We start from the raw sequence: 14,976 nt of genomic DNA, 5'->3' as shown, positions 1-14,976 counted from the left end.
CATCGATATGTCCAAGCGCATCACCTACTACTTCAGCCAGGTATCGCCCTGGGCCTATCTGGGCCATGCCCGGCTGGGTGAGATCGCCGCCCGCCACGGCGCCACCATCGACTACGTGCCGATCACGATCAGCGCAATATTCCCCAGGACCGGCGGCCTGCCGCTGCCCAAACGGTCGCCCGAGCGCCAGGCCTACCGCATGGCGGAGCTGAAACGCTGGCCGCAGCAGATTGGCATCCCGCTCAACGTGGAACCGAAGTACTTCCCCACCGACGACCGTCCAGCGGCGCGCCTGGCACTGACCGCCAAGGCCCAGAGACACGACATTGCCAAACTGTCACTGGCGATATTCAGGGCCTGCTGGACCGAGGATCGCGATATTGCGGACCTCACCACCCTAGGTGATATCGCCGACACCTGCGGCCTCAGCAGCCAGGCGCTGCTGGAGGCGTCGGAATCGGAAATGGGGCAGCGTCGGCTCGATGACGCCTGCGAACAGGCCATCGCGGCCGGCTGCTTCGGCGTCCCTTGGTACGACGTCGAGGGGGAACCCTTCTGGGGTCAGGACCGGCTTGAGCTGGTGGATAAAAAACTGGCGGGCGAACTTGGAGCAGAACCATCATGCACTCACTAAATTCCCAGGTCGTCGATGCACTTGCCGAGCGGCATGATTTCAGTCGCGACGCCATTGCGCACATGGTTTCGGCCGTGGCCGACGGTGATGGCCAGATGGCGATGTTTTCGCACCCCGAGTTCGGCGGCCCCGGCCAATGGATGCAGGGCGGCATGCTGATGCTCAGCGGCCCCATCGACCATCCCTTGAACGCCCGTGTGGATGCGCTATGTCGAGAGATTGGCGAGATGATTGGCGAGATGAAGGATGCATCAGGTGATGAATTGGGTGGTGAGTCAGGTGATGAGACAGCTGCCCAGCAGTCGGCTTGGGCCGTCGCGGAAGAGAACACGACCTGGTGGCCATCGGAACTCGGCGCACCCAACGCGACCGGCGAACAGAACGGTTTACGCTACGCCTACTTTGCCCAGGCTCGGCGCCTCGTCGTGCAGACCGGGGAGTCCGTCCGGGTCTATGACACCCTGGACCATCACATTGAGGGCATTGCCCAGCAGCAAGGCAGCCAAAGCCGATTGACGCTGACCAGCCAACACGGGAACGTCGACCTCGCGGGCCTGCCGGTCATTTCCACCGACAGGCACCCGACTAACTAGGAGACGAAAGGATCTACCGGCGTGCTCGGCCTAAATGCCGCCTCGATGACCTCTGCAGCCTCCAGCACCAGGTCGTCCCGAAAGCGGTCGGCGTAAAGCTGGACGCTCATCGGTGCGTTGTCGATAGGCCGGGTCGGCACCACGACGGCGGGGAAGCCGAGCAGGTTGCCGGGGGTCACGAACCACTGCATGCCCAGCATCAGGTCACTGCCGGCTGGCGAGACGACATCGGCATCGTGCATGAACGGTGCCGACGGCCAGACGGGCCCCAGGATTACCGGATACTCCGCAAAGAACGCCGCCCAGGCCCGGCCGAGACGCGAACGCTCCTGATGCAGCGCGGCATGCGTCACCGACGGATCGATCCTGGCGATCAGGGCATCCATGAGCATGGCGGCCTCCGCGCTGAGCGTGGGCCGTATCGACTCGGCCGTGAGGCTCAGGTCGGACATCTGGAACTGCGTCCAGAGATGGTTGATCAGCTCGATTTCCGGCGGTATCCCCTCCTCCACCTGGTAACCGCCAGCGGCAAGCGCCTCGCCTGCCGCCCGCACGCCAGCGACAATGGCCGGGTCGATCACACTGCCAGGCAGCGATGTCACCATGGCTACACGACGCGAAACTCGCGGGCCTTCCAGCGCCACCGTGACCGAGCGAGGGTCACGCACGTGCTGCCCGTGAACCTGCTCAAGAACGAGCCTGAGATCGGCAACGCTACGGGCGATGGGGCCATCGGTCAGCATTACCTGGGCGCTCAGGAAGCCGTCGCCGGAACTACCATAAGGTATGCGCCCCTGGGTGGGCTTCAGCGCCGCGACACCGCAGCAGAACGCTGGATTTCTCAGCGAACCGCCGATGTCATTGCCGATGCCGAGCGGCGACATGCCGGACGCCACGGCCGAGCCCTCACCACCGCTGCTGCCTCCCGCTGTCAGTTGTGCGTTCCACGGATTTAGCGTCAGCCCCCTGAACGGGTTGCTGGTGGAAATCCGCAGGCCCATTTCCGGCATGTTGGTGCGCCCGATGGGAATGGCGCCGGCGGCACGCATCCGTTCGACCACCGGCGCATCCTGTTCCGGCAATGCCTTGGCGTTCGCGGCCAGGCCCAAGGTGGTCGGGGTACCGACGCAATCGATATTCTCCTTCACCGTGATCGGCACCCCGTGCAGAGGCGGCAGATCGCGCTTGCCCGCCTTCTTGCGCTGGGCATCCGCCGCGTCCGCCGCCTCACGGGCCGACGTGCGCAGCATCACAGTGACGGCATTGAGCTCAGGGTTCACCGCCTCGATCCGCGCCAGGTGGGCATCGATCACCTCGCGGCTCGACACTTCCCCGGATCTGATAAGGGCCGCCAGTGTCGTGGCGGACTGCCGCCACAGGTCCTGTGAACCGCTCGGGGCCTGGGAAGAAGAACGCTTTTTCATGTTTTCACTTCCTTTGTGGCCGTGACACCCGGAACTGTGGCGGCACGGGATGCGATCCTGCATCGTCAAGACGTGTTGTCATCGGCGCGGGCGAATCGTCCCGCGGATAGAGAGGAAAGATGGCGCTCTGCTAAGCGGTGCCTATCTAGCAGGATAGTCGCTCATGGCAAATTCTTTTCAGACATTGAAAGCGTCTCTCCGACAAGCGGTATTTCCGGCGGTGGACCTGGCAAAAGGCTCCAGAGGTCGGCTCACACCGGCCTTTCCAAGCCGAACAGGTCACTCGTCCGAGCATAGTCGCTGCCCGCCATGCGCCCGATGGGTCTGAGCGCCTCTACCGAGACATGGCGGCCATTCCATATCGCATCGTCGATATGGATCGACACCACCTCGGCCAGCACCAGGCAGCCTGACATGGGCTGGTCGCCGAAGCGTACGATCTCGCGCAGCCGGCAGCCGAAGGCCACCGGGGCAGCCGCCACACGCGGCACCGACAGCCCCGGCATGGTTACCTTCTCCAGCCCTGCCAGGGCGAACTCGTCTTCTCCCGCCGGCAGGCTGGCACTGGTGACGTTCATCGCCTCCACCAGCGCTTCGCCGCTGATATGCACCACGCACTCCGGCACCTGCTCCAGGTTGTGGATGGTGTCCTTGGGTTGGCCCTCGCCGTTGAGCAGCGGCGAGAAGCCCAGCACCGGCGGTGCCACGCTCACCACGTTGAAGAAGGAGAACGGCGCCAGGTTGGTGTTGCCGTCGCGATCCCGGGTCGACACCCAGGCGATGGGGCGCGGGCAGATCGTCCCGCAGAACAAGCGATAGATGGCCCCGCTGCTCAGCGGCGCCTCTTCCAGCAGATAGTCGCTCATGGAAAAATATCTTCAGACAGTGGAGGGAGTGGCCGGGCAGGCTCTTCATCGCCGACAACGAGGCCCTGATTGAGCTGCCCGAACGGCACATGCACCGACGGCAGGGTATCGCTGGTGGCCGAGAGGTGGGAGGCCTGGTCGTCGAAAAAGATATGCGGTTTGATGATGCCGAGAACATGCTCCTTGGCGATGCCGCCGAGGAAATAGGCCTCGTTGACGGTCACGCCCCAGCTACGCATGGTATGAATGACCCGCTCATGGGCCGGCGCGTTGCGGGCCGTCACGATGGACACCCTGACCCTGGGGCGATAGGCACCCCGGGTTTCCTCTTCGCGCTGCTTCTCCAGCATCTGGATGTGGGCCAGCTTGCGCAGGAAGACCGCCAGCAGGCCCGCCTCGGACGGTACCTGGGCATTGGCCCGCTCGTATTCGCGGAATGCCTCGATTCCCTGCTGCTGGTAGATGGTTTCGGACTCATCCGTGACCAGCACGCCATCGAAGTCGAAGGCGATGCGCAACTCCTCCTCATCGGTCAGATCTAGATCACCCGATGACAGCACCTGCCCCGCCGGGTGCCCCGCCAGGATCGCCTGGTCGACATCCTGGCGATTGGCGGAAAGGAAGAGGCTGATATTCAATGCCGGAATGAAGCGGTGGGGATAGCGCCCCTGCAGGAAGATCGCTCGCGTGATGCCCAGCTCATGATGCTCGATCGACTTCATGACGCGCAGACCGGTTTCCGGATCGTTGCGCGAAAGCAGCACCACCTCGATGGGCGGATTGTCCGGGCTCAACTCGTTCAATGAAAGCAGGCGCTTGATGAAGGGGAAGGCAACCCCGGTACCGAGTGGCGTGTTCTCGTTATCGCGCTGGTAGACGCGATAGGACGCCTCCCCCTGCTCGCGGAAGACCCGGTCGGACTCGGCCAGATCGAACAGGGCGCTGGATGCCAGCCCGATTACCAGGCGTTCACTGAGGTCATAGGCCATGGTCGTCCTTGATGAAGAAGTGCAACGCACGATCTCCAGACCATGCCTCAGAGTTTTCGGCCAGACAAGCGCCTATCCGTATAGACATCACGGCTTGGAACCGCATGACTGTAAATGCTTGAACCTGTAAAACTGCAAAACTGTATTTATGGCAACATGGCTGAGTTCATGTATGCAGCAAGGACCCGCCATGCCGTTCGCCGCCCCCCAGGAGAATGCCCTTACCCCCGGCTTCATGGTCGTTCACGGCAACCGCCTGGAGGACCTGCGCGGCGTGGCGGTGGAGTGGATGAAGCGCCATCCGCTCGCGCCGCTGGAGAACGAGACGATCCTGGTGCAGAGCAACGGCATCGGCCAGTGGATGAAGCTGGCGCTGGCCGCCGACGAGGCCGATGGCGGCAGCGGCATCGCCGCCGCGCTGGACGTCACCCTGCCGGCGCGCTTCCTGTGGCAGGCCTACCGCGCGGTACTCAACCACGTGGAAGGCGACCCCAACGCGGTGCCCATCACTTCGCCCTTCGACAAGTCGCACCTGATATGGCGGCTGCTGCGCCTGCTGCCCGAGCTGATGCCGCGAGACGAATTCGCCCCGCTGCGCCGCTTCCTCGAAGGCGACAGCGACCTGCGCAAGCATCACCAGCTCGCCGAGCGCCTGGCCGACCTGTTTGACCAGTACCAGGTCTACCGCGCCGACTGGCTCGACGCCTGGGGCCGCGGCGAGGACGTGCTGATCTCCGCCCGCGGCCAGGCCAGCCCGCTTCCCGACACCCAGCGCTGGCAGCCCGCCCCGTGGCGGGCGCTCATCGAGGACGTGGGCGACGACGGCGTGGCCTCCAGCCGCGCCATGGGGCACCGCCGCTTCCTCGAGGCGGCGCGCCAGCTCGACGGCGACAACCGCCCCGCCGGCCTGCCGCGGCGAGTCATGGTGTTCGGCATCTCCTCGCTGCCGCAGCAGTCGCTGGAAGCGCTGGCCGCCATCGCCCGCTGCAGCCAGGTGGTGCTGTGCGTGCACAACCCCTGCCAGCACTACTGGGCCGACATCATCGAGCACAAGGACCTGCTCCGCGCCCAGCGCTACCGGCAGCAGCGCAAGGTCGGCATGCCCGCCCGGCTCGACGTGCTTGGCCTTGGCGACGCTGACGCTAATGGCGACGGAGCGGAAAGCCTCCACCTGCACGCCCAGCCGCTGCTGGCCGCCTGGGGCAAGCAGGGCCGCGACTACCTGCGCCTGCTCGACGAGCACGACGACGCCCAGCAGTACGAGCGCCTGTTCGCCGCCGACTCGCTGCGCATCGACCTGTTCGAGCCCTTCGTGCGCGAAGGGGACGGCCGGCTGCTGCAGCAGCTGCAGGACGACATCCGCGAGCTGCGCCCGCTGCACGAAACCCGCGAGACCTGGCCGGCGGTGGACCCCAGCCGCGACGACTCCATCGTCTTCCACGCCGCCCACAGCCCCCAGCGCGAGGTGGAGATCCTCCACGACCAGCTGCTCGCCGCCTTCAGCGCCGACCCCAGCCTCAAGCCCCGCGACGTGATCGTGATGGTGCCGGACATCGACCACTACGCGCCCCATGTGCAGGCGGTCTTTGGTCAGTATGCGAGGGGCCAACTGGAACGCGACGACCCGCGCTACATCCCCTTCACGCTCTCCGACCAGGGCAGCCGCCACCGCCTGCCGCTGCTGATCGCGCTGGAGAAACTTCTGCGCCTGCCGGAGCTGCGCCTCTCGGTGAGCGACCTGCTCGACCTGATCGACGTGCCCGCCCTGCGCACACGTTTCGGGCTCAATGAGGACGACGTACCCACCCTGCGCCGCTGGATCGAAGGCGCCGGCATCCGCTGGGGGCTCAATGCCGGCCAGCGTGGCAGCCTCGACCTGCCACAGGGCATGGAGCAGAACACCTGGGCCTTCGGCCTGCGCCGGCTATTGCTGGGCTACGCCGTGGGCGAGGCTGCCAGCGGCCCGTGGCAGGGCATCGAGCCCTTCGACGACATCGGCGGGCTGGAAGCGGCGCTGGCCGGGCCCCTCGCCGCGCTGCTGGAAACTCTGGAACAGCAGTGGCGCACCCTGCGTGAGCCCACCGACGTGGCCGGCTGGGTGCAGCGCCTGCGCGCCCTGCTGGAGGCGAGCTTCCTCGCCGACACGCCCGACGACAGCCTGATGCTGGCCCAACTCGAACAGAAACTGCAGGAGTGGCAAGAGAGCGCCCAGGAGGCCGAGCTGATCCGCGACCTTCCGCTCTCCGTGGTGCGCGAGCACTGGCTGGGGCAGATCGACGAATCGAGCCTGTCCCAGCGCTTCATGGCCGGCGCGGTGAACTTCGCCACCCTGATGCCGATGCGCGCCATCCCCTTCAAGCGCGTCTGCCTGCTGGGCATGAACGACGGCGACTACCCGCGCAGTCAGCCGCCGATGGACTTCGACCTGATGAACGGCGACTACCGCCCCGGCGACCGCTCGCGCCGCGAGGATGACCGCTACCTGTTCCTGGAAGCGCTGCTCTCCGCCCGGGAGCAGCTCTACGTCAGTTGGGTGGGCCGCAGCATCGTCGACAACGGAGAGAAGCCGCCCTCGGTGCTGGTCGGCCAGCTGCGCGATCACCTCCGGGCCGGTTGGTGCCTTTCCGACAAGGGCGAAAGCGACGGCAGCGATTTGCTCGACGCCCTCACCACCGCACACCCGCTGCAGCCGTTCAGCCGCACCTACTTCCCCAGCGAGGCACAGCAGGCCGAGCGCAACGTCTCGACCCGGCGGCTGTTTACCTACGCCCACGAGTGGCGCGACATGCACGGAGAAGCGACAGCGGAAGCAGCGCCCCTCGACCTGGAGGCATATAAACAGGACACGCCGCTGACGCTGGCCCAACTCGGCAACTTCCTGCGCGATCCTGCCAAGGCCTTCTTTACCACCCGCCTCAAAGTGTTCCTCGAGCGCGAGGACATCGTCAGCCTCGACCACGAGCCCTTCGCCCTGGACGGCCTCGGCAACTGGCAGTTGCAGGACCTGCTGATCCGCGAGCAGCGCCGCGCCGTGGACGAGAACCAACCCCGCGAGCCGGCCATGCTGGCCACCCTCGACCGACTGCAGGGCCAAGGCGTGCTGGCCATGGGCGCCTTCGGCGAGCGCATGCGCGAGCAGCTCACCGAACCGATGCCGGAGCTGTTCGAAGCCTATGAGGCCGCGCTGGACGAGTGGCCCCACGCCATCGAAGAGCCCGAGCCGGTGCAGCTCAACGTGCCCGGCGCGCCCCCCGTGGAAGACTGGCTCGACGAACTGCGCAGCGACCCAGAGGGCAACCGCTGCCACCTGGTGCTGGTCAGCAGCAGCCTGATCAAGAAGGGCAAGTACCACTGGCAACACATCCTGCGCCACTGGGTGACGCACCTGGCCGGTCATCTGGAAGGCCACCCTTTGACCACCCGGCTGCTCTCCAAGGCCGGCCACGTAACGCTGCCGCCCCTCGACCCGGAACTCGCCCGCGGGCACCTGCGCGAGATCGTCAAAACCTGGCAGGCCGGCATGCGCGAGCCGCTGCCGCTGGCCTGCGACACCGCCTTCGTCTGGCTGAGCAAACTTGGCTCTTCACAACACCCACCAGAGAGTGAGCGCGACAGCGACGCCTGGCACGCTGCCCGCAAGACCTACGAGGGTGACGACTACAACGCCGGCGAAGTGGGCCGTAACGCCTACCTCGCCCACCGCTGGCCAACCTTCACCCGGCTCTACGAAGCCCGCCAGGACAGACTCGGTTTTGCCGAACTCACCGAACGGCTGCTCGCCCCGGTACACCTGGCCGTCAAAGGCGACAAGAAAGAGAGCGGGAAGGAGACAGAAGAGAAGAAAGCGGGGAGCAAGGGATGAGCGAGGTCACTCAGTTAGACCCATTGGCGTGCCCATTGCACGGCAGCCGCTTAATCGAAGCCAGCGCGGGCACCGGCAAGACCTTCACCATCGCCCTGCTCTACGTGCGCCTGGTGCTCGGCGCCCGCTCGGAGGCCGACGAGGCTGCCTTCGAGCGCCCGCTGACGCCGCCGGAAATTCTCGTCGTCACCTTCACCAACGCCGCCACCCAGGAGCTACGCGAGCGGATTCGTGCGAGGCTAGTGGAAGCCGCCGGAGTCTTTCTCTCTCCACAGGCGCCCGAAACCGCGCCCGGCCTTGCCGAAGCTTCGGGAGCAGAACAGAGCGGAGGTCATTCTGCAGGGATGCAGAATGTAGCGCCCAGGGACGGGTTCACAGCGCCTCCGCGGAGTTCTGCTGGCGAAGCGGCTGACGATGCTGAACACGGGGCGCCGGGGTCAGCCCCGGTTGCCACCCAGCAGCAAGCAGATCCACTCCTCATCGCCCTCCGCGACCAATACGATCCCGACACCTGGCCCGCTTGCGCCCGGCGCCTGCAGCTCGCCGCCGAATGGATGGACGAGGCCGCCGTCTCCACCATCCACAGCTGGTGCTACCGCATGCTGCGCGAGCACGCCTTCGACAGCGGCAGCCTGTTTTCCCTCGACCTGGAAAACGACCAGACCGAGCTGGAGCTCGAAGTGGTGCGCGACTACTGGCGCAGCTTCTACTACCCGCTCAACACCGACGAACTGGCTAGCGTAGTACGCCACTGGAGCACGCCCGAACAGCTGCACCAGGCGGTGCGCGGGCTGATGCCCGAAGCCGAGGCTCTGAATAAAGGCGCCCCGCCCCCGGCCGACACCGTGGCCAATGCCCAGCACGAGACCGCCAAGCGCCTGGCAGAGCTCAAGGCGCCGTGGGCCACGTGGATCGAGCAATTGGGTGATTTGTTCGAAGAGGCCGCCCAGCAGAAGGCCTTCAAGGGCCAGAGCTTCAATGCCCGCAGCCGCACCAACTGGCTCGGCGCTCTGCGCGACTGGTCTCAGGGGGATGCCACCTGGCCCAGCCTCACTGACGCCGCCTGGAAACGCCTCACGCCCCAGGGCATGGCCGATATCTGGCTCAAGGGCGAGCCGCCGAACCACCCGGCCCTGGCCGCGCTGGACGCGTTGCAGGACGAGCTCAACGCCCTGCCCGATCCCTACGCCGACCTGCTCACCCACGCCGTGCACTGGTGCCGGGCGCGGCTCGACCGCGAGCAGGAGCGCCGCGCCGAGATGGGCCCCAACGAGCTGCTCACGCATCTCGACCGGGCGCTTGCCGGCCCCAACCGTGAGGCGCTGGGCGCGCAGATCCGCCGACAGTTTCCCGTCGCCCTGGTCGATGAATTCCAGGACACCGACCCGGTGCAGTACCGCATCTTCGACTGCGTGTACCGCATCCGCGAGAACTCGCCTGAGACCGGCGTGTTCCTGATCGGCGACCCAAAGCAGGCGATCTACGCCTTCCGCGGCGCCGACATCCATACCTACCTGCGCGCACGCCGCGACACCCAAGGCCGCCACGTCACCCTGGGCACCAACTTCCGCTCCAGCAGCGCGATGGTCGAGTCGGTGAACCGCTGCTTCGAATTCGCCGAGGCGCACCCTCCCGGCGCCTTCCTGTTCAATTCTCCCGAGGGGAACCCCGTTCCTTTCAATGCGGTTGGCGCCAAAGGGCGCAAGGACTCACTTACCCGCCAGGGCCAGCCACTACCAGCCATGACCCTGTGGCAGCTCGACAGCGACGAGCCGCTTTCCAAGACCGCCTACCACGGCGTGATGGCCGAGCGCTGCGCCTCCTATATGGTCGAGCTGCTCAACGAAGGCCAGGCGGACCGTACCGGCTTCAAGGATGAGGACACCCTCAAGCCGCTCAAGCCCTCCAATATGGCGGTGCTGGTCAACGGCCTGGGCGAGGCGCGGGCGATCCGCCAGGCGCTGGCCCGGCGCGGGGTGAAGAGCGTCTACCTCTCCGACAAGGACAAGGTGTTCGCCTCGCCGGTCGCCGCCCAGCTCGACGCCTGGCTGCGCGCCTGTGCGGCGCCTGAAGACGACAGACTGCTGCGCACCGCCCTGGCCACCCCGGTGCTGGGGCTCGATATCGCCACGCTGGATAGTTTGAACGAAGATGAACTGGCCTGGGAAAGCCGCGTGCTGCAGTTCCGCGACTACCACCGCCTGTGGCAGCGCCAGGGCGTGCTGCCGCTGGTGCGCAAGATCATCCACGACTTCGACGTGGCGACGCGACTGCTGTCGAGCGGGCCCGCCCACGAATCGTCGAACGGGATGAAGCGCAAGGCGCTCGGCGCACAGGAAGCGAGACATAACGTGGGGTTAGGCGAGCTTACGAGCACCGAGCAACGCAGCGATTCGCCCGTGCAGACATTCGTGGATGGTGAGAGAGTGCTTACCGACCTTCTCCATCTAGGCGAATTACTGCAGCACGCCAGCCAGGAACTCGATGGCGAACACGCGCTGATCCGCTTTCTCGCCGAATCCATCGCCCACCCCGAAGGCCAGGGCGACACCCACAAGCTGCGCCTGGAGAGCGACGCCGACCTGGTGCAGGTCATCACCATTCACAAGTCCAAGGGGTTGGAGTACCCGCTGGTGTTCCTGCCCTTTATCTGCAGCCACCGCCCGACCAGGAAGGACGACTCGCCGCTGCGCTGGCACGACGCCGAAGGCCGGCTGCGCATCAGCCTGGAGGCCGACGAGGAAACCCTGGCCACCGTCGACCGCGAGCGCCTGGGCGAGGACCTGCGCAAGCTCTACGTGGCGTTGACCCGGGCGCGCCACGCCACCTGGCTCGGCATGGCCCCGCTCAAGGGCGGCGAAGGCAGCGCCATCGGCCAGCTGCTGGCCAATGGCGCGCCCATCGGACCCAGTGTTTTTGAAGAAGCACTGAAGCAGCTCAAGGGGGACTGCGCCGCCATCGAGATCGCCCCGGCACCGCCGGCCCACGCCCAGATCGTCACCCAGACAGAGCGCGACGATGCCCTGGGCGAAGCGCGCACGCCCGCACGCCCCGCCCGCGAGCACTGGTGGATCGCCAGCTACTCGGCGCTGCGCCTCTCGGGCGAAATGGTAAGCGCCCCAGTAAGGGCTGACTTACGTTCTACCCCCCATGACAGCGAAGCGCAGCGAAACGGCAGCCTGCCCGAGCCGGCCACCGCTATGGAGGCCACCGCGCTGGAAGTGATTGAAGAGCCCCATGACAGCGGCCAGAGCGAACCGCTGCCCTCCTTGCACAGGTTTCCGAGGGGCCCCGGCCCCGGCACCTTCCTGCACGGCATTCTCGAATGGGCCGGCGAGTTAGGCTTCGCCCGCGTGGCCCGCGACCCGGCCCTGCGCGAGGAGACCCTGGCCCGGCGCTGCCAGGTGCGCGGCTGGCAGCCGTGGCTGAATACCCTGCACGTCTGGTTCGGCACCCTGCTCGCCGCCCCGCTGCCGCTTCCCAATGGCGCGGGCAGCCTTACGCTCGAAACGCTCACGAGCTACCAGGTGGAGATGGAATTCTGGTTCGCCGCCAGCAAGGTCGACACCCGCCAGCTGGACGCCCTCGTAAGTGCTTACACACTCCCTAGCCCTTATGGCAGCGCAGATACCAGCCTGCCGCGCCCCGCGCTGGATACCGACACCCTCAACGGCATGCTCAAGGGCTTCATCGACCTGGTGTTCGAGCATGAAGGGCGCTACTACGTGGCCGACTGGAAATCGAACCACCTGGGGCCGGACGACAGCGCCTACAGCCCCGAGGCGATGCGCCAGGCGGTGGCCGAGAAACGCTACGACCTGCAGTACGCGCTCTACCTGCTGGCCCTGCACCGGCTGCTCAAGGCGCGGCTGCCGGGCTACGATTACGACCGCCACATCGGCGGCTCGCTCACCGTATTCCTGCGTGGCGCCAATGCCGAGAGCCGCGGCGTGCACGCCGAGCGCCCCCCGCGCCAGCTGATCGAAGCGATGGATGCGCTCTTCCGGGGCGACACCCAAGCGGCGAACACCGCCACTCAGGCAACGGAGGCGCCGGCATGAGCAAGCGCAGCAAGCACCACGACGACGCCACCCCGGACCTGTTCGCCGATCTCGGTGAGGAATCAGGCGCCAGTAACGAAGTAGGTATTAGCAACGAATCAAATGCTAGCACCGAAGCAGGCATTGGCGACGCACCAGGCAAGAGCGAACCCACCAGGCCGGAACCGCCCCTGGCCGCGCTTCACGACACCCAAGCGCTGTTCGCCCTGCTCGACCGCTGGGTGGAGCGCGGCTGGCTGCGTGCGCTGGACCGGGCACTGGCCAGCTTCTTCCAGCGTGAAGTGAGCGACGCCCCTCCCCTGCTGCTGCTCGCAGCTGCCCTTGCCAGCCATCAGCTCGGCCGCGGCCACGTCTGCCTCGATCTCGCCCAGACCCTGGCCGCGCCCGACCTGGCGCTCTCGCTGCCGCCGGAAGGCGACGACCTCAGCGACCCGCCGCCGCTGCCCAGCGACCTGCTGGCAGGGCTGGAACTCGCCACCTGGCGCGACGCCCTGCACCATCCCGCCCTGGTGGCGGACGGTAGTGGCCCAGGAAACACCCCGCTGGTGCGCAGCGAGCACGACGGCAACGTGCGGCTCTACCTGCGCCGCTACTGGCAGTACGAGCGGGATATTCGCCACCACATCTCGGCAAGACTGGGCACAAGCGACGACGCCTTACCCTCCAGCACAAGCGACGAAATCTGTAGGAGGAAGCTTCAGCTCACGACTGGCGCCGATAGGCGCCCGGGTGACGCCACCGACACTAACCGCTTCGCCACTGCTCTTGATTCCCTCTTCCCCAGCAGCGCGGACATCGACTGGCAAAAAATCGCCTGCGCCCTCGCCGCCCAGGCACACTTCGCGGTGATCACCGGCGGCCCCGGCACCGGCAAGACCACCACCGTGGTCAAATTGCTCGCCCTGTTGCAGGCGCTGGCCCTGGGCGAGCCGGTGCAAGCAGGCTCAGGCGCCCCACGCCCGCTGCGTATCCGCCTGGCCGCCCCCACCGGCAAGGCCGCGGCTCGCCTCAACGAATCCATCGCCAAGCAGGTGCAGGGGCTTTCGCTGGTGGAACTGGCCGCCGCCGTGGGCCAACAGGGTGTGGATATCTCAACCCTGCGCGACAGCATCCCCACCGAAGTGACCACGCTGCACCGCCTTCTGGGCTCGCGACCGGACACCCGTCACTTCCGCCACTACGCCGGCAACCCGCTGGCGCTGGACGCCCTGGTGATCGACGAAGCCTCGATGGTGGATATCGAGATGATGGCCGCCGTGCTCACCGCCCTGCCGCCCAGGGCGCGGCTGATCCTGCTCGGCGACAAGGACCAGCTCGCCTCGGTGGAAGCCGGCGCCGTACTCGGCGACCTCTGCCAGCGCGCCGAAGGCGGCCACTACACCCCGGCCTCCTGCGACTGGCTGGAACGGGTGACTGGCACGCCGATTCCTGAACGATACCGAGACGAGAGCGGCCTGCCGCTGGACCAGGCCATCGCCATGCTGCGGGTAAGCCATCGCTTCGATGCGAAAAGCGGCATCGGCCAGCTCGCCGAAGCGGTCAACCGCCCGCTTGGTCCCGATCATGGGCAGAAGGAAAAGAAGCGCGCCGTACGGGAGATCTTCCAGCAGGGCTACGCCGATATTGCCCGTCTCGCCCTGGCGGATGCCGACGACCCAGCGCTGGACCGCCTGGTGGTAAACGGCAACCCGACAGGCTTCGCCAATAGCAGTGAAGGCCGCCACGACCGCCGTAGCGAACCCATCGCGCCACCGGTCGGCTACGGCCACTACCTTGAAGTGATGAAAGCAGCGCGCCCCGCACAACCCTTCTTCGGCGAAGGCGAAGCGCGCCAGCCCTATGACGACTGGGCCCGCCAGGTGCTCGCCGCCCATGGCCACTTCCAGTTGCTGTGCGCACTGAGGAAAGGCCCATGGGGCATACAAGGATTGAACCCACGCATCGGCCGGGCACTCCGGCGCGCCGGCTGGCTCAAGGCCAGCGACCCGGAGCTGGAACAGGGCTGGTTCGAAGGCCGCCCGGTGCTCGTCACCCGCAACGACTACAGCCTGGGGCTGATGAACGGCGATATCGGCATCACCCTCGCCGTGCCCGAGGCCCGCAGCGCCAGCGAATCGCCCGGCCGCACCCTGCTGCGCGTCGCCTTCCCGGCAAGCGACGGCAGTGGCGACATCAAGTGGGTGCTGCCCAGCCGCCTGCAGGCGGTGGAAACCGTATTCGCCATGACGGTACACAAATCCCAGGGCTCGGAATTCACCCACACCACCCTGCTGCTCCCCGACGCGCCCAACCCAATCCTCACCCGCGAGCTGGTCTACACCGGCATCACCCGCGCACGCGATTGGCTAACGCTGGTGGAGACGGGCCGCGGGATGCTGGATGAGGCGGTGACGAGGGAGGTAGTGAGGGTGAGCGGGTTGGGGATAACATCAGGCCAAGATTAAGCGCCATAATCTTGATTGTGCTGCAAAGCTCCCCCTCATCCTATCGCAGGCCAGCTGTTGTGGCGCGCCCTGGCCTTTGGTACTAAAATTCAGTACCATTGGA

At 66.4% G+C, this 14,976-nt stretch carries 8 protein-coding genes; 5 read left to right on the top strand and 3 right to left on the bottom strand.

All coding sequences use genetic code 11. From position 1 onward, the window contains the following. Nucleotides 1–7 precede the first annotated feature (7 nt). Nucleotides 8–634 carry a 2-hydroxychromene-2-carboxylate isomerase gene (locus tag LOKO_RS01855; RefSeq protein WP_066444332.1) on the top strand — a complete coding sequence of 209 codons (627 nt, stop codon included), beginning with the start codon at nt 8–10 and terminating at the stop codon, nt 632–634. Beyond that, nucleotides 622–1,227, top strand: a complete 606-nt coding sequence (locus LOKO_RS01850) for a hypothetical protein (protein WP_066444330.1) — start codon at nt 622–624, stop codon at nt 1,225–1,227. Before LOKO_RS01855 ends, LOKO_RS01850 begins: the two co-directional genes overlap by 13 nt. Here the strand turns inward: LOKO_RS01850 and LOKO_RS01845 are convergent. From LOKO_RS01845 to LOKO_RS01835, 3 genes are all read right to left on the bottom strand, one after another. Next, nucleotides 1,224–2,651, bottom strand: a complete 1,428-nt coding sequence (locus LOKO_RS01845; protein WP_066444328.1) for an amidase — start codon at nt 2,649–2,651, stop codon at nt 1,224–1,226. The genes LOKO_RS01850 and LOKO_RS01845 overlap by 4 nt on opposite strands. 251 nt (nt 2,652–2,902) lie before the next feature. Then, nucleotides 2,903–3,517: a flavin reductase family protein gene (locus LOKO_RS01840; protein WP_066444325.1), complete on the bottom strand. Its 615-nt coding sequence runs from the start codon at nt 3,515–3,517 to the stop codon at nt 2,903–2,905. After that, on the bottom strand, nt 3,514–4,506 hold the full coding sequence (locus tag LOKO_RS01835) for a 5'-nucleotidase (RefSeq protein ID WP_066444323.1): 993 nt from the start codon (nt 4,504–4,506) through the stop codon (nt 3,514–3,516). The genes LOKO_RS01840 and LOKO_RS01835 overlap by 4 nt, the downstream gene beginning before the upstream one ends. Before the next feature lie 172 nt (nt 4,507–4,678). Here LOKO_RS01835 and recC point away from each other — a divergent pair, with 172 nt between their 5' ends. Genes recC through recD form a run of 3 tightly spaced genes read left to right on the top strand, consistent with a single transcriptional unit; the run spans nt 4,679 to nt 14,873 of the window. Further along, a complete protein-coding gene (gene recC, locus LOKO_RS01830) occupies nt 4,679–8,368 on the top strand; it encodes an exodeoxyribonuclease V subunit gamma (RefSeq protein WP_235588923.1) in 3,690 nt (1,229 codons plus the stop codon). Further along, nucleotides 8,365–12,429 (top strand): UvrD-helicase domain-containing protein, encoded by a 4,065-nt coding sequence (locus tag LOKO_RS01825; protein ID WP_066444318.1) that lies wholly within the window; start codon nt 8,365–8,367, stop codon nt 12,427–12,429. The genes recC and LOKO_RS01825 overlap by 4 nt, the downstream gene beginning before the upstream one ends. Then, a complete protein-coding gene (gene recD / locus LOKO_RS01820; RefSeq protein ID WP_066444315.1) occupies nt 12,426–14,873 on the top strand; it encodes an exodeoxyribonuclease V subunit alpha in 2,448 nt (815 codons plus the stop codon). Before LOKO_RS01825 ends, recD begins: the two co-directional genes overlap by 4 nt. Nucleotides 14,874–14,976 lie beyond the last annotated feature (103 nt).

Source organism: Halomonas chromatireducens, from assembly GCF_001545155.1.
GTDB lineage: Bacteria > Pseudomonadota > Gammaproteobacteria > Pseudomonadales > Halomonadaceae > Halomonas > Halomonas chromatireducens.
This window is presented reverse-complemented; position numbering and strand designations above follow the sequence as displayed.